A 21,729-nucleotide genomic window follows, 5' to 3' on the forward strand; every position below is an offset into this window, starting at 1 on the left:
ACGGTGCCGTCACGCGTCAGGTCTTGTTGAAGATGATCGTCTTCTTGTGGGTGAAGTGCTCCAGCATCGACTCCAGCGTGGCTTCCTTGCCGAGGCCGGAGTTCTTGACGCCGCCATAGCTGAGGCCGGGCTGGACGACCAGGTTCTGGTTCACCTGGACGAAACCGGCTTCCAGTCGCTCGGTGAAGCTCAGCGCCGCCTTCAGGTCGTTGGTCCAGACCGTGGCGGCCAGGCCGTACTCGGTGTCGTTGGCCGCGGCCAGCACCTGCTCCTGGTCGGACCAGCGGAAGATGCAGGTCACCGGACCGAAGATCTCCTCGCGGGCCAGTCGGCTGTCGTGACCGATCTCGGTGAACACCACCGGGCGGACGAACAGACCGTCCTTAAAGGCAGGGTCGGTCGGCATGGCGGAGCATTCGATCGGCTTGGCGCCGGGCTCCTTCCTGCCGTGATCGATGTAGCCCTGGACCTTCTTGAACTGCTCCGGCGAGATGATGGTGCCGATGTCGGTCTTCTCGTCCAGCGGATCGCCCATCACCATTGCGTCGACCTTGCCGCGCAGCTTCTTGACGAACTCGTCATAGACCTTGTCGTGCACGAAGATCCGACTGGCCGCCGTGCAGGACTGGCCCTGACGGGTGAAGCGCATGCCGATCACCGCGCCATCGACCGCCTTGTCCACGTTGGCGTCCGGGAACACGATCATCGGCGACTTGCCGCCGAGCTCCAGGGTCACGGGGATCAGTTTGTCGGCGGCGGTCTTGTAGACGATCTTGCCGGTCTCCACGGAGCCGGTGAAGGTGATCTTGCCGACCTTCGGGTGCGCGACCAGCGGCGCGCCGCACTCAGGGCCGAAGCCCGAGAGCATGTTGAAGATGCCGGCCGGCAGCACTGAGTTGAGGATCTGGCAGACCCGCAGCACGGTCAGCGGCGCTTCCTCGGCCGATTTCACGATGACCGCGTTTCCGGCGAGGATCGCCGGGGCGATCTTCAGAGCCATCAGCAGCAGCGGCACGTTCCACGGGATGATCGCCCCGACCACGCCTACAGGCTCGCGCACGGTGATGGTCAGCATGTCCGGGTGGTGCGGAACCGTCTCGCCCTTCAACTCGGAGCCGAGGCCGGCGTGGAAGTAGAACGCGTCGGCCAAGATCGAGGCTTCGACCCGGCTTTCGGTACGCAGTGCCTTCCCGGTCTCCAGCGCGATCAGCCGGCCGAGTTCCTCGACATGCTTCTCCAGCGCTTCGGCACACCGATAGAGCAGCTTGCCACGGTCGCGGGCGCGGGTCTTGGCCCAGGCCGTCTGCGCCTCGGTCGACGACTTCACGGCCCGGTCGACATCTTCGGAGTCACCGGCGGCACCGAACCCGATCACCGCACCGGTCGCCGGATAGATCACCTCGAAGGTCTTGCCGGAGGCCGCGGGTACCAGCTTGCCGCCGATCAGGTGTCGGCCGGACAGTGACTTGGCCAGGGCATAGGGGTCCAGGTTCGGCTCGATGGACGGCGACTGGCCGTAGTCGAGATCGCTTACCATCAGGTTCATCGTCCGATCTCCTTCAGAATGGTTGCGCGGTCCTGGTCCAGATTCGGGGCCGGAGCGCGGGTGGTGGGGTCGGCAAAGCCGGAAATCTTGATCGGGTTGCCGATCACCTTCATCGGGCCGGTGATTGGATCGTCGACATCGACGATCATGTTCCTGGCGGCGGCCTGGGGATAGTTGACCGCCTGGCCGATGTTGTTGATCGGGCCGGCCGGTACGCCCGCGACATCCAGGACCGACATCCAATGCTCGGTGGTGTCGGCTTTCAGGACGGCCTCGATCTCGACCTTCAGTGTCTCAACGTTCTCAGCCCGTAGAGGGTTGCTGACGAAACGCGGATCGTCCTTCCAGTCCGGCCGGCCCAGCCCGTCGGCCATCTTGCGGAACAGACTGTCGTTGCCGGCGGCGATGATGATGTAGCCGTCTGCCGTCTCGAACGCCTCGAACGGGGTGATCGACGGGTGACGTGCGCCAAGCGGTCCGGGCGCGACGCCCGAGGTGAAGTACCGCATTGCGGCGTTCTCCAGCAGGGCAAGCTGGCAGTCGAACATGCCGATGTCGACCTTCGTGGCCTCGCCGGTCATGGTCCGGTGATAGAGCGCCGACAGCAGGCCGACAGCGGTGTACAGGCCGGATCCAATGTCGCCGATCGACATGCCGATGCGTGTCGGCGGCGTGCCGGGATGCCCGGTCACGCTCATGATCCCGCCCATGCCCTGGACCACCATGTCATACGCTGGTCGGGTCATGTCCGGGCCGGAGTGTCCGAAGCCCGAGGCCGCCGCGTAGATCAGCTTGGGGTATTTCGGGTGCAGGGTGTCCCAGCCGTAGCCCAACTTCTCCATCGTACCAGGCCGGAAGTTCTCGACCACCACATCGGCGGTCGCCAGCAGGTCGTCGAAGATCGCGCGGTCATCGTCCTGCTTGAGATTGAGGGCGATGCTTTCCTTGCCGCGATTGATCGACTGGAAATACGCCGACTTGCCGTTCACGAACGGTCCGTAGTGGCGGGCGTCGTCTCCGGTCTCCGGGGTCTCGACCTTGATCACCCGGGCGCCAAGTTCGGCGAGCATCAAGGTGCAGTAGGGCCCGGCAAGGATCCGGCTGACATCGACGACGGTGATCCCCGAGAGCGGACCGGTACGGACGGATTGGCCGTCAGCGGCCATGAGCGTGCCTCCCTACTGCGTGCATTGGTTTCCGGCGGTTTTAGACCACAGCCGGAGGCTCGACAAGGCAACGGAGACGGCACGCACGCTGCGGGTGGCCAGGGATGGACGAATCGCCTTATAGAGCCGTTTGAATCGCTTCATGACAGTGAGGGTGGGGGTATGTCTCGTACTATGATTGCTGCCGGGCTGGCTGTGGTGCTGGCCGGTTGCACGGCAACGCCGCAGAACGGTGAGAAACTGGTGGATGACGTCCGTCTGCAGCCCGTGGCGCTCAGTTCGGATGGCGGATCGGCGCGCTGCTCCGCGCATCCTGTCCTGATGCACCGATCGCGGGCGCGGTCGGACTGGAGCGCAACGACGGACGTGCCGGGCACGCTGTACGTGCCCCGAAATGCCCGGGTGGTCGAACTGGTCTGTACCCCGGTTGCCGGCGGCTCGCCGACGACCCGCTACCTGGCGTCGGAGGAGACTGCCGAGGGCAAGCGTGCCGTCGCCGCGACCGGTGCCATGTTCCTGCTCTTGGGCGGCCTTCCTGCGCTTGCCACTGGTGCCGCGCAACGCACCGACGTGTACGCGTTCTCGGATGCGGTCAAGGTCGACTTGCCGCCGCGAGCGTCAGCTTCGGCCACCGACCGCTCGGCATACGTGACCCGGCGAGCGACAGAGGTCGGCCACGATACCGACGAATGGCACCGGCTGCGGTGGGAGATGTGCAAGGATGAGAAGTCACCTGGCGAGAAGGCACTGGACGACCACTGCGAGAAAGACCTGAACGAGATCAAGAAACGCCGGGAACAACTGCTGGCCGATCTGAAGGCCGGTTAGACCGCACGAGAAACCGTGACGGCCGGCCCGTCGGGCCGGTCGTCGCCTATTCCGCGGCCTTCGATTCGGCGGAACGGATTCCGGCGCGAATGAAGTCGAGCGCCTCTTCGGTGTCGCCCCAGCCCTTCACCTTCACCCACTTGTTGGCCTCCAGGTCCTTGTAGTGGGTGAAGAAGTGCTGGATCTGGTCGATCAGGATCTTCGGCAGATCGCGCCACGAGCCGATGTCGGCGTAGTACGGGTGCAACTTGTCCACCGGAACAGCCAGGATCTTCTCGTCTTGGCCGGCCTCGTCTTCCATGATCAGGACGCCGACCGGGCGGACCCGTACGACCGACTTCGGCAGGATCGGCACCTGGCCCGCGACCATGACGTCGACCGGATCGCCGTCGTCCGACAGGGTGTGCGGCACGAACCCGTAGTTCACCGGATAGCTCATCGCGGTGTGCAGGAACCGGTCGACGAACAGGGCACCGGACTCCTTGTCCAACTCGTACTTCACCGGGTCCGATCCCAGGCCGACCTCGATGATCACGTTGATGTCGTAGGGCGGGTTGTGGCCGATGGCGATCTTGTCGAGTCTCATGTCCTGGTCCTCGTGACCTCAAAATGCTGCGGCGCAACATACCCAGTGAGACGACGCGATCAAGAGACTAAATGCCGCGCGACCGTGCAAATCATGTGACGGCCTGTGTCTCTTCGCGCACTCGACGGCGCATGCGGGTCTCCGGAACGCAAAAGGCCGGCCCCGAGAGGCCGGCCCATTGTCTGGATGAGACGGCCCGTCAGCCGGCGGCGGCAACCGCCCGCTTGGCCATGACCGTGATAAGATGGGCGCGGTAGTCGGCGCTGGCATGGATGTCGGCATTCAAGGTGCCCGCGTCGACCTTCAGGCCGGCGACCGCATCAGCCGACCAATTGGTCGACAACGCCTTCTCCATTTCCGGAACCCGGAACACGCCGTTCTGCCCGGCGCCGGTCACCGCGACCTTGGCACCGCCGCCCGCCTTGGCCACGAACACGCCGACCAGGGCGTAGCGCGATGCCGGGTTGTCGAACTTCATGTACGCGGCCTTCTCGGCGGTCGGGAACGACACCGAGACGATGACCTCGTCTTCGGCCAGACCGGTTTCGAACAGGCCGGTGAAGAAGTCGTCGGCCTTCACCTCGCGCTTGTCGGTCTTGATGGTCGCCCCGAGCGCGAGGCAGGCGGCCGGATAGTCGGCAGCCGGGTCGTTGTTGGCGATCGAGCCGCCGATGGTGCCGCGGTTGCGGACCTGCGGGTCGCCGATGCCGCCGGCCAGGGCCGCCAGCGCCGGGATTGCCTTGGCGACCTCGGCCGACTTGGCGACCGCGGCGTGGGTAGTCATGGCACCGATCGTCACCGTGTTGCCTGAGACGGTGATTCCGACCAGTTCCTTGACCCCGCCGAGATCGATCAGGTCGGAAGGTTGTGCCAGGCGCTGTTTCAGCGTCGGTATCAGGGTCATGCCGCCGGCCACGAACTTGCCGTCTTCCGCCCCTTTCAGGGCGGCGATGGCGTCCGCCACGGACGACGGTTTGTGATAATCGAATGCGTACATCGTCGGTCTCCTAGTTCTCGTCCGTGGTCATTCAGCCGCAGCCGCTGGCCGGGCGCTGTTGATGGCCGCCCACACGACCTGCGGGCTTGCCGGCATGGTCATGTCGCGGATGCCCAGATGCCAGAGCGCGTCGACGACGGCGTTGATGACCGCCGGCGGCGAGCCGATCGCACCGACCTCGCCGCAGCCCTTCACGCCCAGCGAGTTGTGCTGGCACAGGGTGCTCTCGGTGCCGACCGAGAACGACGGCAGGTTGTCGGCGCGCGGCATGGTGTAGTCCATGTACGAGCCGGTCACGAGCTGGCCGTCATCGTCATAGACGCAGCCCTCCAGCAGGGCCTGGCCGATACCCTGGGCCAGGCCGCCGTGGATCTGGCCGGCGACGATCATCGGGTTGATGACCCGGCCGACATCGTCGACCGCCGTCATCCGCTCGACCTTGACCACGCCGGTGTCCGGGTCGATCTCGACCTCGCAGATGTGGCAACCACCCGGGAAGGTGAAGTTCAACGGGTCATAGAACGCCTTCTCGTCCAGGCCGGGCTCGAGCTCCTGGTGCGGGAAGTTGTGCGGGACATACGCCGTCAGCGCGACCTGTCCGAACGGCAGGGTCTTGTCGGTGCCGGCGACCGTGAAGACGCCGTCCTTGAACTCGATGTCGGAGTCCGAGGCCTCCATGATGTGCGCGGCGATCTTCTTGGCCTTGGCGATCACCTTGTCGAGCGCCTTGACGATCGCCTCGCCGCCCACGGCCAGCGAACGCGAGCCGTAGGTGCCCATGCCGAACTGCACCTTGTTGGTGTCGCCGTGGCTGATCTCGATGTTCTCCATCGGAAGCCCGAGCTTTTCGGACACCAGCTGGGCGAAGGTCGTCTCGTGGCCCTGGCCGTGGCTGTGCGAACCGGTGAACACTGTGACCGACCCAGTCGGATGGACCCGAACCTCGGCCGACTCGTAAAGGCCGGCGCGGGCGCCGAGCGAACCGACAACCGCCGACGGCGCGATGCCACAGGCTTCGAGATAGGTGGAGTAGCCGAGGCCGCGATGCTTGCCCTTGGCCGCGGACGCCTTGCGACGGGCCTCGAAACCGTCGACGTCGGCCGCCTTCTGGGCCGCGTCGAGGGTCGCGATGTAGTTCCCGCTGTCGTATTGCAGCGCCACCGGCGTCTGGTAGGGGAAGGCGTCCGGCGGGATGAAGTTTCGCCGGCGGATATCGACCTGACTGATGCCCATCTCGCGGGCGGCACGGTCGACCAGGCGTTCAATGAGATAGGTTGCTTCCGGCCGCCCGGCGCCGCGATAGGCATCGACCGGAACGGTGTTGGTGAAGATAGCCTTCACGTTGCAGTAGATCAGCGGTGTCGTGTAAACGCCGGCCAGCAGGGTGGCGTAAAGATAGGTCGGCACGCAGGTCGCGAAGGTCGACAGATACGCACCCATGTTGGCCTTGGTGTCGACTTTCAGCGCCAGGAACTTGCCTTCGCTGTCCATCGCCAGTTCGGCGTGGGTGATGTGGTCGCGCCCGTGGGCATCGCTGATGAAGGCCTCAGAGCGGTCGGCCGTCCACTTGATCGGCCGGCGCACCCGGCTCGACGCCCAGGTGACGATGGCCTCCTCGGCGTAGTGGTAGATCTTGGATCCGAAGCCGCCGCCGACGTCCGGTGCCACCACCCGCAGCTTGTGCTCGGGGATCGACAGCACGAACGCACCCATCAGCAGGCGGATCACGTGGGGATTCTGGCTGGTGGTGTACAGCGTGTACTCGCCGGTCGCCTGATCGAACTCGCCGATCGCGGCACGCGGTTCCATGGCGTTCGGAACCAGCCGGTTGTTGACGATGTCGATCTTGGTGACGTGGGCGGCCTTGGCGAACGCCGCGTCCGTCTGGGCCGCGTCGCCGATCTCCCAGTCGTAGCAGAGGTTGGTGCCGATCTCGTCGTGCACCAGGGTCTTGCCGCCGAGCGCCTTGTTCATGTCGATGACGGCGGGCAACGGCGAATAGTCGACGACGATCTTCTCGGCTGCGTCCTTGGCCTGGGCGTAGGTGTCGGCGATGACGACCGCGACCTGGTCACCGACGCAACGGACCTTGCCCTGGGCCAGGGGAGGATGCCCGGGCTCGTGCATCGGCGAGCCGTCTTTGGAGTGGATCTGCCAGCCGCAGGGCAGGGATCCGACCTGCATGTCGGCACCGGTAAAGACTGCGGCCACACCCGGCGCCGACGCGGCGGCCGACGTGTCGATGCGGTTGATCTTGGCATGCGCGTGCGGGCTGCGCAGGATGTAGGCGTAGGTCTGACCCGGACGATTGATGTCGTCGGTATAGTTGCCGCGACCGGTCAAGAACCGCTTGTCTTCGACGCGCTTCACGGCCGCGCCGATACCGGTACCTCCATCAGGCATGTCTCGCTCCCCTGTCTGGCCGAATCCCGTTGGTTTTTCTTATAGGTGGGACCGGTCACATCGTCTGTTGCGCGTGCTGAATAGCCTTCACGATGTTGTGGTACCCGGTACAGCGGCAGATGTTGCCCTCAAGCCATTCCCGGATCTCGTGCTCGCTCGCCTTCGGCTTCTTCTTCACCAGGTCGACCGCGCTCATGACCATGCCGGGAGTGCAGAAGCCGCACTGCAGGCCATGGTGCTCCTTGAACGCCGCCTGCATCGGGTGCAACTCGTCGCCGTTGGCGAGACCCTCGATCGTGGTGACCTCGGTGCCCTCCGCCTGAACGGCGAGCATGGAACAGGACTTGGCCGAATCACCATTGATGTGGACGACGCAGGCGCCGCACTGGCTGGTGTCGCAGCCGACATGGGTGCCGGTCAGGTGGAGGTTCTCGCGCAGGAATTGAACGAGCAGGGTACGGGCCTCGACCTCGCCCGATACCTTCTTGCCGTTCACCGTCATGGTAACCGTGGGCATGCCCTGATCTCCCTCGTGAAGCGTGCGGTCAGTTTCGTTTGTCGCCGGGGATTCCGATCTGGCGGCAAAGCGGCCGCCGTCCCCATTCCGGCACAGTCTCTTTCCGCGCCCGTCACAGGTCAAGCGGCGACCGGCGCTTCGTTAACCACAAGCCGGGTCGCCGGGGGGATCGATCGGCGGGTTGATTGCGTGCCTGGACCGCGGCAGCGGAATGGAATGGTCCTCATCGACCACATATGTGGTAGATCTGCCACGCCGAATACCGAAGGGCATCGGGAACCGGCGACGAACACTGGAGAGCACTGAAGGTATGGCTGAGCCGATGCGGGTCCTGCAACGACCGAAATCCTTGACTACGCTGGCCGCGGATCAGATCCGTAGCCGTATCGTGCGTGGCGAACTCGGCCTCGGGACGCCGCTGTCCGAAAACGCGCTGGCCCTGGAGCTTGGCGTCAGCAAGACCCCGATCCGCGAGGCGCTGCTGCAGCTCAAGATGGAGGGGCTGGTGTCGATCCAGCCTCAGCGCGGCAGTTTCGTGTTCGAGATGAGCATGGATGAAATCCAGCAACTCGGCGAACTCCGCGAGACCCTGGAGGTCACGGCGCTGGATCGGGCGATGGCCCGCAACCCGGAGCCGATCGCGACGGCGCTGACCGTCATCGTCGATGCGATGACCGATGCGGTAGCCGCCGACGACTGCGGACGGTATCGGATCCTTGATGCGGACTATCACCGGGTGCTCTGCGACCACTCGGGCAACCGATATCTGGCGGACTGCTATGCCGGGTTTGCGTTCCGCATCCAGGCCCTGCGGGCCAAGCTGGCGACCGATCCGGCGTTGAACGCGATGTCGCTGCGCGATCATCGGGATCTGCGGGACCTCATCAAGGCCGGCGACGCCGCGGGCGCGCGCACCCTGCTGGTCGCGCACATGCGGCGCACGATCGTCGACTACGAGGCCAGCATGGCGGAGTTGGCGGTCGTTGCCTGATGATCCGGGCCGAGCGTGCGTCTTAACAGCTAGGCGGCGTGCTGCTGGTTGATGCCCGCAATCGTTTGATCGACCTCGCTCGACACGCCGGCCATGCGCGATGCAATTTCGGCCGTGGCGAGCCGCTGTTCCTGTGTCGCAGAGCCGGTCTCATCCATCAGCACCACCATCGTGTCGACCTTCTCCGTCACGTCGGTGAACGCGACGCCGACGATGCCGAGCAAGGCCCGCAGTCGGTCGGTGTTGCTGCCGATGGATTCTGCCGCCGTTCGGGCGGCGTTGGCCAACTCCTTTACCTCGCGGGCGACCACGGCGAACCCGCGGCCGGCATCGCCAGCCCGGGCGGCCTCGATCGTCGCGTTCAGGGCCAGCATGTTGGTCTGGCCGGCGATCGACTTGATCGAGCCGAGCAGGGCCAGGATGTCGCTGATCGCCCGTTTGAACTCGTCGATCTGCTGAACCGTGTCGCCGACCGTGCCGGCAATGGTGCGCGCGTGCCCTAGGCTGCGCGAGACGTTCGACTCCACGGTCGCCATGCTGGCCGACAACTCCTCGGAGGCGGCGGCGACCCCGTTTATCGTGGCCCCGACGCTGGTGCCCAGCGAACTGGTCAAATCGGCGATAGTGCGTGCGGATCGGCGGCGCAAGGCCTGATCGAAGGCGGTAGTGGCGATTACCGTCTCGGTGCTCATCAATCGCGAGACCGCAGACACCGCCTTACGGTGACTGTCACCGACCGGGTCATCCGCCAGGATACGGGTGTTGATCTGGTCGGAGAGCTCGGCGAAGAACATGCCGTAGACAGCGGGGTCCAAGCCGGCTTCCAGATCGCCCTCGGCAAAGCCCAGAACACGGTCGTAGTGCTGCTGGTCGACGCCGACCTCGAACACTGCGCGCCAGCGTTCGCCGTGGGCCGCGGTCCACGCCGCCTGATCCTGCCCCCACAGGAAGGACTTCAGGGACGGATGGGCAACGCAGACCTTGTAGGTCGCGGGCAACGCGGCCGGAAGCACTGCCGCCACGTGATCATCCCAGGCGCGGCCCAGCCGTTGGCGGTCTTCCGGCAAGGCAAGGCGGCAGCCTGACAGCAGCGATGCTAGATCCAAATGCGTTCTCCATCGATCGTCGGCGTTACAACTCTCCGAAACGTCAATGCCGGAGCGCGTAACGATGTTACGTCGGTGGAGATGCGGTGGCCGCCGGGTTTGTCCAACCACGCCTGCGTGAGGCGGCGTATCGTCAGTATACGACGACGCTGCGGATCGACTTGCCTTCGTGCATCAGGTGGAAGCCGTCGTTGATCTGATCGAGGGGCATGGTGTGGGTGATCAGGTCGTCAATGTTGATCTTGCCGTCCATGTACCAGTCCACGATCTTCGGCACGTCGGTACGGCCGCGGGCGCCGCCGAACGCGGTGCCCCGCCACGAGCGGCCGGTCACCAGCTGGAACGGACGGGTGGAGATCTCCTGGCCGGCGCCGGCCACGCCAATGATGATGCTCTCACCCCAGCCTTTGTGCGCGCATTCAAGAGCTTGCCGCATCGTGTTAACGTTGCCAATGCACTCGAACGAGTAGTCCGCACCGCCGCCGGTCAACTCCACCAGATGCGCCACCAGGTCGCCCTGAACCTCCTTCGGGTTCACGAAGTGGGTCATGCCGAACTTTGCCCCCAGTTCGCGCCGCGCCGGGTTCAGGTCGACGCCGACAATCATGTCGGCACCGACCAGTCGGGCGCCCTGAAGGACGTTGAGCCCGATGCCGCCCAGCCCGAACACCACCACCTTGGAGCCCGGCTCGACCTTGGCGGTGTTGATCACCGCACCGATCCCGGTGGTAACGCCGCAGCCGATGTAGCAGACCTTGTCGAACGGGGCGTCGGGGCGGATCTTCGCCAGCGCGATCTCCGGCAGGACCGTGTAGTTCGAGAATGTCGAGCAGCCCATGTAGTGGAACAGCGGCTTGCCGTTCATCGAGAACCGCGAGGTACCGTCCGGCATCAGGCCTCTGCCCTGGGTCGTGCGGATCGCCTGGCACAGGTTGGTCTTGGGGTTCAGGCAGTATTCGCACTCCCGGCATTCCGGGGTGTACAGCGGGATCACGTGATCGCCGGCCTTCAGTCCCTTCACACCGGGCCCGACCTCGACGACGACACCGGCGCCCTCGTGCCCCAGGATCGACGGGAAGATGCCCTCCGGATCGCCGCCCGACAGCGTGAACGCATCGGTGTGGCAGATCCCGGTCGCCTTGACCTCGACGAGGACTTCGCCGGCCTGCGGGCCCTCCAGATCGACGTCGGCGATCTCAAGCGGCTTGCCGGCTTCGATGGCGACGGCGGCGCGCACTTTCATGACAATCTCCGTTGTTCTCAGACGGTCCTACAGGCGACGGTCGAGCGGTCAGCTGTGGGCGGAGACCAGGAACAGCACCACGGCGGCGGCGACGGCGCCCCAGCTCACCAGAACGGCCCAGTGCATGCCGGGATAGACATTCTCGTCCGGGATACCCAGGCGCTTCATTTCTTCCTTCATCGGGTTGCTCGATGCCACCGCGGTATCCTCCTTGTGATGGCCGGCCTGGGCCGGCGCAACGGCCGCTCCGGCGGATGCTGTGCTTCCAGCACCCCGGCTTGCCGCAATCTCGCTGAACTTGGCGAAGAAATCGTTGGCGTACTTCTTGGCCGTGGAATCGATCAATCGGGCACCGATCTGGGCCAGCTTGCCGCCAACCGAAGCGGTGACTTCGTAGCTGAGGACCGTGGCGGCCCCACCGTCGGCGTCCTCCAGCTTGACCTTGGCTCCGCCCTTGGCGAAACCGGCGGCGCCACCTTTTCCCTCGCCGGAGATCGTGTAGCCGTTCGGTGGATTGATGTCCGACAGGGTCACCTGACCGCCGAACTTGGCCTTCACCGGCCCTACCTTGACCGAGACCTTGGCGGTGAAACCGGTGTCGCCGGTCTTGTCGATCTCCTCACAGCCCGGAATGCACTCCTTCAGCACATCCGGATCGTTCAGCGCGTCCCAGACGATCTGGCGGGAGGCCGGGATGGTGTGCTGGCCGGTCATATCCATTGCAAGAGACCTTTCGTCGGCGACGCCGTGGATCGGACATCGCTTAACAAATTTGGCGAAGGACCGCCAGAACCCGCAGCAAACCTGGGCATCAGTTTGCCGAGTAACCAACCAGCAGCGTCACCAGCAGCAGCACCGCGACCCAGGCCACACCGTTGCCGACCCGAACCGTGCGTCCGACGATGCCGTACGGGCCGAAGTTTCGTGATGCGGCATCGATCGAGGCAGAGACAATGGCCCGGCCGCCACCGGTCAGGCGGGACCAGACCGTCTCGATGCCCATGCCAAGATTGTGGACGACGCCCGGCAGGATCCGCCGGTAGATCCAGTCGGAGTCGAGGTTGGTCGAGCGCAGCTCCGGCGGATACAGCCCCGTGCGCATCAGGAAGGTGAAGGCGAGGGCGGCGTACAGCAGGAGCTGGAGTTGGGTGATGACGTGGGCGGCTGTATACGGAACATAGTCAACCGGGAACGGCAGCATCGCGTACAGCGGCTCCGGCCAGACGCCGATGCCGATGCAGAGCCCGGCCGTTATCGCCATGGCGAGCAACATGTTCCACGGGGCTTCCTTCGGCCGCAGTCCGCTGTCGTGGGCGAAGAAGGCAAAGAACGGCACCTTGATTCCGGAGTGGTGGAACACGCCCGCCGATGCGAACAGCAAAATCGCCCAGGTGATGAAGTGACCCTCGCCGCCGGCGGCGGTCAGGATCATCGACTTGGAGATGAAGCCGGAGAACAGCGGGAAGGCCGAGATGGACGCTGCACCTACGATGCAGAAGCCGGTCGTCCACGGCATGGTCTTATAAAGGCCGCCGAGTTCGGACCCCTTGCACGTGCCGGTACGGAACAACACGGCGCCCATCGACATGAACAGAAGCGCTTTGTAGAGGATGTGCGAGAACGCGTGCGCCGCAGTGCCGTTCAGAGCCAGCTCGGTCCCGATTCCGACGCCGACGACCATGAAGCCGAGCTGGTTGTTCAGGCTGTAGGCAAGCACTCGACGCAGGTCGTTCTCGATCACCGCATAGAAGATCGGGAAGGCGGTCATGGTCGCGCCGATCCAGATCAGCATGTCGGTCCCGGCATACGACCGGGCCAGCGCGTACACGGCCAGTTTCGTGGTGAAGGCTGACAGGATCACGGTTCCGGTGACCGTCGCTTCCGGATAGGCGTCTTGCAGCCAGTTGTGCAGCAGCGGGAAGGCGCACTTGATGCCGAACGCCAGCAGAATCAGGGCGCCGCCGACCGACCCCAATCCAATGTGGCCGAACTCAATCGAACCGGTCTCGTGGAAGTGGAACAGGACACCGGCGAGCAGGATGACGCCGGAGCCGATCTGGATGATCAGGTACCGCATGCCCGCGCGGAACGAACGATCGGTACCGGCCGCCCAGACCAGGAAGACCGAGGCGATCGCCGTCAGTTCCCAGAACACGAACAACGAAACCAGGTCACCGACATAGGCGGCGGCAATCGCACTGCCGGCATAGACCTGGGTCGCCGTGCGTTGCAACCGGTCTCGTTCATGCCACGCGTACAGGTTCCCGAGAAACAGGGCGATCAGGAAGATCGTTCCAAACACCGTGCTGAGCTTGTCGACCCGCAAGAGCTGCAGGTCGAGCTCCATGAACGCAAAGGCCGCGTGCTCTCCGTTCGGCAGTCCCAAGACGTAAACGAGCGTCGCCGCGCTGAGCGCCAACACGTAAATCCGTGCGATCCCGGCAGTCAGGAAAGGAACCAGAAGCCCGCCCAGGATGACGATCAGGCCGGGACTGATGGGCATCGCCAGCTCAGCTATCGCGGTCATAGTAGTCCTCGTCGCGCATCAAGATCGTCCGCATCCACTTGGCTGCGAGGACCAGTCCCACTGAACCGATGAAGCCGTAAATGGCATAGAAGCCGAACAGATACTCGACCGCGAAGGTCGGGTGTTTCTCATACAGCACGTCGGACAGGAACAGCAGCGCGCACACCGCGACCAGTGTCCACACGACCTTGGTGACGTTGCGCGGATAGTCGAGCCAGCGCGGCTTTTCGCCAGGAACGGGAGAGGAGGGGTGTTCCGCCATCGTTGCCTCCCAGCGTCAGGACACGATCGGGCGGAGGAGGTCGATCACCTCGTCCGCGTAGAAGAACAGAATGACGCAGCCGGCCGCGGTCAGGCAGGGCGGCAGCACGCACAGCAGCGGCGCCTCCTCCAGTCCGTCCTTCGCCGGAGCGGCCGCTGCGCCGACCGACTGGGGCACCGGATTCGGCGAGGGTCGGAAGAATCCGCGTGCCACCACCGGGATCAGGTAGGCGACGTTCAGCAGCGAACTGATCATGTAGAACGCGACCACCATCCACACGCCGGTCTCGACCGCGCCCATCGCGAGGTACCACTTGCTCCACACTCCGGCGAGCGGCGGCAGCCCGATGATGCTGAGCGAGCCGACCAGGAATGCGGCGTAGGTGAACGGCATCTTTCGGCCGAGACCATCCATCTGGCTGATCTCGGTCTTGTGGGTCGCGACATAGATCGCCCCGGCGCACATGAACAACGTGATCTTGCCCATTGCGTGGGTCGCGATGTGCAGAGCGCCGCCGAGGATGCCGAAGGAGGTCGCCAGGGCCGCACCAAGGACGATGTAGGACAGCTGGCTGATGGTCGAGTAGGCGAGCCGGGCCTTCAGGTTGTCCTTGGTCATGGCGACCAGCGAGGCGGCCAGCATGGTGAAGGCGGCGACCCCGATCAGCCACTGCGACGCTCCGGTTTCGGCAAGCAGGTCGATGCCGAAGATGTACACGATCACCTTCAGGACGGTGAACACCCCGGCCTTGACCACGGCCACCGCGTGCAGCAGGGCGCTGACCGGCGTGGGTGCCACCATCGCCGACGGCAGCCAGCGGTGGAACGGCATCAGCGCCGCCTTGCCGATCCCGAACATGTAGAGTGCCAGCAGGATTGGCAGCAGCGTCGGATCGATCTTGTCGCGCAGGATGCCGCCGACGGTGAAGTCGAGCGTGCCGGCCGCGATCCAGGTCCAGATGATCGCCACCATCTGGAAGCCGATCGAGGTGCCCATCAGCAGGCCGAGATAGACCCGGGCACCGCGCTTCGCCTCGTCGGTGCCCTTGTGGGCGACCAGCGGGTAGGTCGACAGCGTCAGGGTTTCGTAGAAGATGAACAGGGTGAACATGTTGCCGGCAAACGCGATGCCCATCGAGCTGGAAATCGCGATCGCGAAGCAGATGTAGAAACGGGTCTGGTTCTGCTCGCCGTTTCCGCGCATGTAGCCGATCGAGTACAGCGAGTTGATGATCCACAACCCGCTGGCGACACAGGCGAACAGCATGCCGAGCGGCTCGACCTGCAGGTGCAAGGGAAGGCCGGGGGCGACTTCGACCAGGGTGGCCGCCGCCTGACCACCGGCCAGGACGTCCTTCAGCAACGCGAACACAGAGGCCGCCAGCAGTCCGGCCGTCACCAGCGTGACCGCTTCGCGAACATTCGGCCGACCGCCGGTGAGCGCCATGAACACCGCGCCGACCAGCGGCAGCAGCAACGTAACGGCCAGGAGGAACGACGGGTTCATGGCGTGCCTCCCAGCAGGCCAATGGCGGCGGTGCGGGCGACCCCGACCGTGTACTCGGCGCTGATGCCGAAACCAATATTGGCCAACACCAGCACCCAGGTCGGGACCAGCATCGACAGCGGCGCCTCGCGCACCACGCGGCCCGCGGGTGGCTCTTTCAGATAGGCGGCCTCGACGATCTTCCAGACATAGATGATCGCCAGCAGCGAGCTTGCCAGGATGACCACGGCGATCGGCCAGCGCCCATCATCCAGCGCAGCCGTGATCAGGTACCATTTGCTGATGAAGCCGACGGTCAGCGGCACGCCGATCAGGCTGAGGCCGCCGGTGACGAACGCCGCCATGGTCCATGGCATTTGTCGGCCGAGCCCCTGCACGCCCCGCATGGTCACGTCGCCGACCCGCAGCATGATGCAGCCCAGCGCCAGGAACAGCGCGCCCTTCATCAGGGCGTGGTTGAACAGGTGCAGGATGGCCGCGGTCAGGCCCTCGACACTGCCGTATGCGATGCCCAGCACCATGTAGCCGAGTTGTGCCACGCTGGAGTACGCCAGCAGGCGCTTGATGTTGTACTGGTAGATCGCGGCGATGGTGGCCGCGACCATTGCGATCAGCGCGAGGGGCAACAGGACGTAGTCCAGCGTCAGCGCCATGAACCCATAGGACGGCGCGAACACCACGAACAGGAAGCGCAGCAGGACGTAGACGGACACCTTGGTCGAGGTGGCGGCCAGGAAGGCGGTACCGGTCGACGGCGCGTAGGTGTAGGCGTTCGGCAGCCACGTGTGCAGCGGGAACAGTGCCAGCTTCAAGCCCATGCCGACCACGATGAACGCGAACGCTACGTGGACCGTGCGGTTGTCCTGGAGGGCCGGTACCCGCTCGCTCAGGTCGATAATGTTCAGGGTGCCGGTGACCATGTACAGCAGCCCGACGCCGATCACGAAGAACGTCGCGCCGACGGTGCCCAGCACCAGGTAGTTGTACGCGGCGGTCAACGCCCGACGGTCCATCCCGGCGCCGGCCGACACCAGGATGTAGGACGACAGCGAGGTGATCTCCAGGAACACGAAGACGTTGAACGCGTCGCCGGTAATCGTCACGCCGAGGAGGCCGGCAAGGCACAGCAGGTAGGCGGTGTAGTACAGGCCGTGCTGGCTGGCCGGGATCTCCGCCATCACGCTGCGCCGGGCGTACGGCATCACAGCCGCGCCGATGCCGGAGACAATCACCAGCACGATCGCGTTGGTGGCATCGACCACGTACTCGATGCCCCACGGTGCAATCCAGCCGCCCATCGCATAGCGGATCGTGCCGTCGGTCAGCACCGCTTCCAGCAGCATCAGGGACATGGCGAACGCCGCCCAGCTGACGAGGGTCGCAAAGCCCCAGCAGACCGAACCACGGCGCAGCAGGAAGCAGATCGGCGCCGCCAGCAGCGGCACCACCACCTGAAGGGCGGGAAGATGCGGGATGATCCCGGACAGGGTTGGACCGGTCATCGCACGCGTCCTTCGAGATCGCGCGTCATGTCCTGCTGCTCGGCATCGTCGATCTCGTCGTCCTCGATCGAGTCGTAGGCCTCGCGAATCCGCACGACGAAGGCGAGGCCGAGCGCGGTGGTGGCAATGCCGACGACGATGGCCGTCAGGATCAGCACGTGCGGGATCGGGTTGGAAAAGATCTCATCCTTGCCGGTCAGGATCGGCGCGGTGCCGCCCGAGACCTTTCCCAGCGAGATGTACATGATGAACACCGACGTCTGGAACACGTTCAATCCGATGATCTTTTTGACCAGATTGCCGCGTGCCACGACAATATACAGACCGGTCATCATCAGCAGGATGACGATCCAGTAGTTGTACTTGGCTAGGAACAACTCGAGCATCGTCACCAATCTTCGTCGTCGATGTCACGGGTTCGGCCGGCATAGGCCAGGAAGATCAACGTCATGACCGACGCCACGGTGAGGCCGACCCCGAACTCGACGGTGATGATGCCAATGTGCTGACCGGTGGTGTCGTTGGCCGCCAGCCAATCGTAGTCGAGATAGTTGCCGCCCAGAACCATTGACGCGTAGCCGACCAGGGCGAAGACCATCACTCCGAGCGGCGCGATCACGAGCAGGACTTCCGGCTTGAACACCTGCCTGGCCCGTTCGATGCCGAAGATCAGGGCGTACAGGACGATGGCCGCCGCCACGATCACGCCGGCCTGGAAGCCGCCGCCCGGGCTGAAGTCGCCATGGAACTGAACGTACAGCCCGTACAGGATGATGAACGGGATCAGGATCTTGGAAACGACGCGCAGGACCAGGTGATGCCTCATGCGTCACGCTCCGGCCGGCGGGTTCCGGCCTCTTCATCCTCTTCGCGCCGACGCCCCAGCAGCAGCAGCACCCCGACACCGGCGGTGAAGATCACCGCTGTCTCGCCCAGCGTGTCGTAGCCGCGGTAGCTGGCCAGCACCGCCGTGACGATGTTCGGGATCTGGATGTCGTCACGGGTGCCGGCGATGTACTCCGGAACGATGTGCCGCAGGGCCGGCGCGTTGGGATCGCCGAACGCCGGCATGTCGACGGTTCCGTAGACCAGCAGCGCGCCCGTCGCCAGAACCACCAGGAACGGCCCCCAGCGGAAGTCCTTCCGGACTTTCTCGCGACGCCGGGTAAGGGTCAGCGTCCCCAGCATCAGGACGGTCGAGATGCCCGCACCGACGGCGGCCTCGGTGAACGCCACGTCGACCGCGTCCAGGTTCACCAGCAGGGCCGCGGACGTCAGGCTGTAGCCCCCGGCCAGCATCGTGGCGACGAACAGGTGGCGGGTTGTCAGGATGGCGATCGCGGTAATCCCGAGCAGGCCGAGCAGAACGACGTTGATCAGCAGTTCCATCGCTCAGCGCTCCTTCTCGGGAAGGTCTTCCGGCGGGACGCCGAACGGGCGCAGCCCGACGGTGTAGGCGGCATTGGCGACTGCGTGGGTTGCGGTCGGGCTGGTCAGCAGGATCAGCAGAAGCATGAACACCAGCTTGACCGTGACCAGCGTCCAGCCGCCCATGAACATCATGCCGACCAGCATGAGCGACAGGCCCAGCGTGTCGGTGATGCCGGCGGCATGCAGCCGGGTGTAGAAGTCGGGCAACCGCCACAGGCCGAACGAGCCGATCAGCACGAAGACCGCGCCGGCCGCCAGAAACACCCCGGCCAGGATGTCCGCGATAAGGCTCATCGCTGAGTCTCCGCTTTGCGCTCGATCGAGCTGGCGCCGCCCAGATTGCGGTAGCGGAAGAACTTCAGAACAGCCAGCGTCCCAATGAAGTTGACCAGGGCGTAGAGCAGCGCGATGTCGAGAAAATCGGGCCGTCCGGCGAGGAAGCCCATGGCCGCGATCAGCAGGACGATCTTGGTGCCGAAGCTGTTCACGGCCAGAACACGATCGTACAGGCTGGGTCCGGCAATGGCACGGACCAGGGTGATCAGCAAGGCGACCAACAGACCGGCGGTCGCGGCCGCGAGCATCATCAGCGAATAATCCATCAGCGCGCGCCCAGGGCGGTGACCCGGTCGCCCATGTCGCCGCCGGTCAACCCATCGGCCATCTCCTGAGTGATGGCGTGGACGATGAACTCGTCGTCGTCGATGTCGACCGTGACGGTGCCGGGGGTAAGGGTGATCGAGTTGGCGTAGATCACCACACCTACATCGGTGCGCTGGGTCGCCTTGACCCGCACCATTCGCGGGCTCAGCGCCATGGTCGGCGAAAGGATCAGCTTGGCGACATCGATGTTGGCTTTCACGATCTCGATCAGCAGCCAGGTCCAGTAGCGGATGATCGGCAGATCGACACGAAGCGAGACACGCTCGCCGTCGAACTTGTCGGTGCGCAACGCGAGATAGACCGTGACGATCACCGAGATGGCGCCGAGCGACAGCAACAGCGGTTCGGTGAAATACCCGGACAACAGCAGCCAGAACGCGGCCAGACTTGCCCCAAGGACCGATGCGTGAAGCATTCCGCCGTGTTCCCCTCCGAACCTTGCCACGCCGGCATCTTACGCACCGAGCGGACAATTCATGCCACAGGTCCGACGCGGGCGCCAACCCCACGGAATGCAATCTTGAGCATCTGGATCAAATGTCGCGGTGACACCGTGCCCGTGCAAAGGTCTTTGCAAAATTAGGTATGTAATACTGACCTAAAATGCCGCAATGATCCCATGGTGAAACAATCGTTCGTTATCGGAGGGTATCATGAACGGCATACACTTCTATGAGGGCGCCTGGAGCAATGAACCACCACGCGTGGCGGGGCCGACCGACCTCGGCTTCTGGTCATCGAACTCGGTGTTCGACGGAGCCCGAGCGATCCGCGGCTGTGCCCCGGACCTGGACCGGCATTGCGCCCGGCTGATCCGTTCGGCTGAAGCGATCGGCCTGTCACCGGACCGGACGGCTGAAGACGTGCTGACGCTGTGTGTCGAGGGGATCCGGTCGTTGCCAGCCGATGCCGACTACTACGTGCGGCCGATGTTCTTCTGTCGGGGGGGCGACATCCTGCCGGAAACCGGCACGACGCTGTTCGCTCTGTCGATCTACGAGATGCCCATGCCTGCCGAGAACGCCGGACGGGCGACACTGTCGCCGTTCCGCCGAGCTGCGCCGGACCAGGCTCCGACCGACGCCAAGGCCGGGTGTCTGTACCCGAATTCGCAGCGGGCCCGGCGCGACGCGATGAACCGTGGCTTTAAGCTGGCGGTGATGCTCGATCCGGATGGCAACGTCGCCGAGTTCAGCCACGCCAACCTATGGATCGCGAAAGGCGGTGTCGCAATCACGCCGAAGCCGAACGGCACGTTCCTGGACGGGATCACCAAGAATCGGGTGACCGGGTTGCTGGGGAACGCCGGCGTGCGGGTCGAGCAACGGGTGATGACGGTCGCCGACCTCGACACCGCCGACGAAATCTGGATGTCCGGCAACGCCGGAAAGGTTCAGACCGTCACCGGATGGGAAAACCGCGACCTGCAGCCCGGCCCGGTGTTCCGGCAGGCCCGTGCACTCTATCAGGAGTTCGTCGAGACCTGCCGGATCGTCGAGGTGCCGCAGCTTCAGCGGACGGTGATGGCGTAGCTCTCCACCGGCGGGGTGGACTTCACCAACCCGGCGTCCTTCAGGAAGGTGGCCATACGCTCATACCGGCGGACGTCTAGGGCCGCCGGGCGGAGCGCGAAACGCGGCAGCGTGTCGCGCCAGGCCCGGCGGTTCAACTCGTCGTCGACCTCCGGGTGGTTCTTCACGAACAGCGCCCAGGCCTTGTCCGGGTGATTGACCATGAACTGCACGGCCCGTTCGGTCGCATCAAGGAAACGTGCCAGGCGCGGGTCGGACGACAGGTCGCGGTGGGTGACATAGATCAGCTGGTCGAACGGCGGAACCCCGTGCTCCTCGACGTAGAACGCCCGGCCGGGCCGTCCGACGATATCCATCTGGTTCAGCTCGAAATTGCGGTAGGCGCCAATCACCGCATCGACCTGGCCGGAGATCAGCGACGGCGACAGCGAGAAGTTGACGTTGACCAGCTCGACGTCCGCGGTGGTCAGCCCGACGGTCCGCAGCATGGCGTTCAGAGTCGCTTCCTCGGTGCCTGCGACCGAGAACCCGATTTTACGGCCCTTCAGGTCGGCCAGGGACTTGATCGGACCGTCAGCCAGCACGGTGAGGGTATTCAAGGGAGTGGCGACCAAGGTGCCGAACCGGACCAGCGGCAGGCCCTCGGCGACCTGCAGGTGCAGTTGCGGCTGATAGGACACCGCAATCTCGGCCTTGCCGGCGGCCACCAGCTTGGGCGGGTCGTTCGGATCGGCCGGGGCGATCAACTCGACCTCCAGGCCTTGCTGGCCGTACAGGCCAAGTTCCTGTGCGACGATCAGCGGGCCGTGGTCCGGGTTCACGAACCAGTCCAGAAGCACGGTCAGCTTGTCGGCGGCGCGGGTTGGCGACGTGATCAGCAGCATCGCGCAGGCGAGCAGGGTGGTCAGCAGGCGCATCGGGGT

23 protein-coding genes are annotated in these 21,729 nt (G+C 64.8%); 3 read left to right on the forward strand and 20 right to left on the reverse strand.

Going from position 1 to position 21,729, the window contains the following annotated elements; genetic code table 11:
• Positions 1 to 16 precede the first annotated feature (16 nt).
• Positions 17 to 1,546, reverse strand: a complete 1,530-nt coding sequence (locus RIC54_RS26350) for an aldehyde dehydrogenase family protein (protein WP_502989693.1) — start codon at positions 1,544 to 1,546, stop codon at positions 17 to 19.
• Positions 1,543 to 2,712 (reverse strand): CaiB/BaiF CoA transferase family protein, encoded by a 1,170-nt coding sequence (locus tag RIC54_RS26355; protein WP_350094317.1) that lies wholly within the window; start codon positions 2,710 to 2,712, stop codon positions 1,543 to 1,545. The genes RIC54_RS26350 and RIC54_RS26355 overlap by 4 nt, the downstream gene beginning before the upstream one ends.
• A 162-nt stretch (positions 2,713 to 2,874) precedes the next feature.
• Here RIC54_RS26355 and RIC54_RS26360 point away from each other — a divergent pair, with 162 nt between their 5' ends.
• A complete protein-coding gene (locus RIC54_RS26360) occupies positions 2,875 to 3,540 on the forward strand; it encodes a hypothetical protein (RefSeq protein ID WP_350094320.1) in 666 nt (221 codons plus the stop codon).
• 46 nt (positions 3,541 to 3,586) lie between these two features.
• On the opposite strand, the gene ppa is transcribed toward RIC54_RS26360, so the two are convergent.
• The 4 genes from ppa to RIC54_RS26380 form a co-directional block, all read right to left on the reverse strand.
• Positions 3,587 to 4,126: an inorganic diphosphatase gene (gene ppa / locus RIC54_RS26365; RefSeq protein ID WP_350094324.1), complete on the reverse strand. Its 540-nt coding sequence runs from the start codon at positions 4,124 to 4,126 to the stop codon at positions 3,587 to 3,589.
• A 199-nt stretch (positions 4,127 to 4,325) separates the two neighbouring features.
• Positions 4,326 to 5,123, reverse strand: coding sequence for an FAD binding domain-containing protein (locus RIC54_RS26370; RefSeq protein WP_350094327.1), 798 nt, complete (start codon positions 5,121 to 5,123; stop codon positions 4,326 to 4,328).
• A 27-nt stretch (positions 5,124 to 5,150) separates the two neighbouring features.
• The gene (locus RIC54_RS26375; RefSeq protein ID WP_350094330.1) at positions 5,151 to 7,526 is read right to left on the reverse strand and encodes a xanthine dehydrogenase family protein molybdopterin-binding subunit; all 2,376 of its coding nucleotides are present in this window, start codon (positions 7,524 to 7,526) and stop codon (positions 5,151 to 5,153) included.
• A 55-nt stretch (positions 7,527 to 7,581) separates the two neighbouring features.
• Positions 7,582 to 8,043, reverse strand: a complete 462-nt coding sequence (locus RIC54_RS26380) for a (2Fe-2S)-binding protein (protein ID WP_007669877.1) — start codon at positions 8,041 to 8,043, stop codon at positions 7,582 to 7,584.
• 310 nt (positions 8,044 to 8,353) lie between these two features.
• On the opposite strand from RIC54_RS26380, the gene RIC54_RS26385 reads away from it, so the two are divergent.
• Positions 8,354 to 9,034 carry a GntR family transcriptional regulator gene (locus RIC54_RS26385; protein ID WP_350094334.1) on the forward strand — a complete coding sequence of 227 codons (681 nt, stop codon included), beginning with the start codon at positions 8,354 to 8,356 and terminating at the stop codon, positions 9,032 to 9,034.
• Between the two features lie 29 nt (positions 9,035 to 9,063).
• Here the strand turns inward: RIC54_RS26385 and RIC54_RS26390 are convergent, their stop codons facing one another.
• From RIC54_RS26390 to RIC54_RS26450, 13 genes are all read right to left on the reverse strand, one after another.
• On the reverse strand, positions 9,064 to 10,140 hold the full coding sequence (locus RIC54_RS26390; RefSeq protein ID WP_350094337.1) for a methyl-accepting chemotaxis protein: 1,077 nt from the start codon (positions 10,138 to 10,140) through the stop codon (positions 9,064 to 9,066).
• A gap of 133 nt (positions 10,141 to 10,273) precedes the next feature.
• Entirely contained in the window at positions 10,274 to 11,383 is a 1,110-nt protein-coding gene (locus tag RIC54_RS26395) for an S-(hydroxymethyl)glutathione dehydrogenase/class III alcohol dehydrogenase (protein WP_350094340.1), read from the reverse strand.
• Between the two features lie 48 nt (positions 11,384 to 11,431).
• The gene (locus RIC54_RS26400; protein ID WP_350094343.1) at positions 11,432 to 12,103 is read right to left on the reverse strand and encodes an SRPBCC family protein; all 672 of its coding nucleotides are present in this window, start codon (positions 12,101 to 12,103) and stop codon (positions 11,432 to 11,434) included.
• A gap of 91 nt (positions 12,104 to 12,194) precedes the next feature.
• Entirely contained in the window at positions 12,195 to 13,910 is a 1,716-nt protein-coding gene (locus RIC54_RS26405; RefSeq protein WP_350094346.1) for a Na(+)/H(+) antiporter subunit D, read from the reverse strand.
• Positions 13,894 to 14,172 (reverse strand): hypothetical protein, encoded by a 279-nt coding sequence (locus RIC54_RS26410; RefSeq protein WP_350094349.1) that lies wholly within the window; start codon positions 14,170 to 14,172, stop codon positions 13,894 to 13,896. The genes RIC54_RS26405 and RIC54_RS26410 overlap by 17 nt, the downstream gene beginning before the upstream one ends.
• A 15-nt stretch (positions 14,173 to 14,187) precedes the next feature.
• Positions 14,188 to 15,678, reverse strand: coding sequence for a monovalent cation/H+ antiporter subunit D family protein (locus RIC54_RS26415; protein ID WP_350094352.1), 1,491 nt, complete (start codon positions 15,676 to 15,678; stop codon positions 14,188 to 14,190).
• On the reverse strand, positions 15,675 to 17,180 hold the full coding sequence (locus RIC54_RS26420) for a monovalent cation/H+ antiporter subunit D family protein (RefSeq protein WP_350094355.1): 1,506 nt from the start codon (positions 17,178 to 17,180) through the stop codon (positions 15,675 to 15,677). Before RIC54_RS26420 ends, RIC54_RS26415 begins: the two co-directional genes overlap by 4 nt.
• Positions 17,177 to 17,566: a cation:proton antiporter subunit C gene (locus RIC54_RS26425; RefSeq protein WP_350094358.1), complete on the reverse strand. Its 390-nt coding sequence runs from the start codon at positions 17,564 to 17,566 to the stop codon at positions 17,177 to 17,179. The genes RIC54_RS26420 and RIC54_RS26425 overlap by 4 nt, the downstream gene beginning before the upstream one ends.
• Positions 17,567 to 17,568: 2 nt before the next feature.
• Positions 17,569 to 18,006 carry a Na(+)/H(+) antiporter subunit B gene (locus tag RIC54_RS26430; RefSeq protein WP_350094361.1) on the reverse strand — a complete coding sequence of 146 codons (438 nt, stop codon included), beginning with the start codon at positions 18,004 to 18,006 and terminating at the stop codon, positions 17,569 to 17,571.
• Positions 18,003 to 18,569: a DUF4040 domain-containing protein gene (locus RIC54_RS26435; protein ID WP_350094364.1), complete on the reverse strand. Its 567-nt coding sequence runs from the start codon at positions 18,567 to 18,569 to the stop codon at positions 18,003 to 18,005. The genes RIC54_RS26430 and RIC54_RS26435 overlap by 4 nt, the downstream gene beginning before the upstream one ends.
• 3 nt (positions 18,570 to 18,572) lie before the next feature.
• Complete coding sequence (gene mnhG / locus RIC54_RS26440) at positions 18,573 to 18,905, reverse strand: monovalent cation/H(+) antiporter subunit G (protein ID WP_350094367.1); 333 nt, start codon at positions 18,903 to 18,905, stop codon at positions 18,573 to 18,575.
• On the reverse strand, positions 18,902 to 19,198 hold the full coding sequence (locus tag RIC54_RS26445; RefSeq protein ID WP_350151591.1) for an MrpF/PhaF family protein: 297 nt from the start codon (positions 19,196 to 19,198) through the stop codon (positions 18,902 to 18,904). Before RIC54_RS26445 ends, mnhG begins: the two co-directional genes overlap by 4 nt.
• Before the next feature lie 14 nt (positions 19,199 to 19,212).
• A complete protein-coding gene (locus RIC54_RS26450) occupies positions 19,213 to 19,689 on the reverse strand; it encodes a Na+/H+ antiporter subunit E (RefSeq protein WP_350094373.1) in 477 nt (158 codons plus the stop codon).
• Between the two features lie 238 nt (positions 19,690 to 19,927).
• On the opposite strand from RIC54_RS26450, the gene RIC54_RS26455 reads away from it, so the two are divergent.
• Positions 19,928 to 20,806, forward strand: a complete 879-nt coding sequence (locus RIC54_RS26455) for a branched-chain amino acid aminotransferase (protein WP_350094376.1) — start codon at positions 19,928 to 19,930, stop codon at positions 20,804 to 20,806.
• Here RIC54_RS26455 and RIC54_RS26460 read toward each other — a convergent pair.
• Positions 20,785 to 21,723 carry an ABC transporter substrate-binding protein gene (locus RIC54_RS26460; protein WP_350094379.1) on the reverse strand — a complete coding sequence of 313 codons (939 nt, stop codon included), beginning with the start codon at positions 21,721 to 21,723 and terminating at the stop codon, positions 20,785 to 20,787. The genes RIC54_RS26455 and RIC54_RS26460 overlap by 22 nt on opposite strands.
• Between the last annotated feature and the right edge of the window lie 6 nt (positions 21,724 to 21,729).

Source organism: Thalassobaculum sp., assembly GCF_040219215.1.
Taxonomy (GTDB): Bacteria; Pseudomonadota; Alphaproteobacteria; order Thalassobaculales; family Thalassobaculaceae; genus Thalassobaculum_A.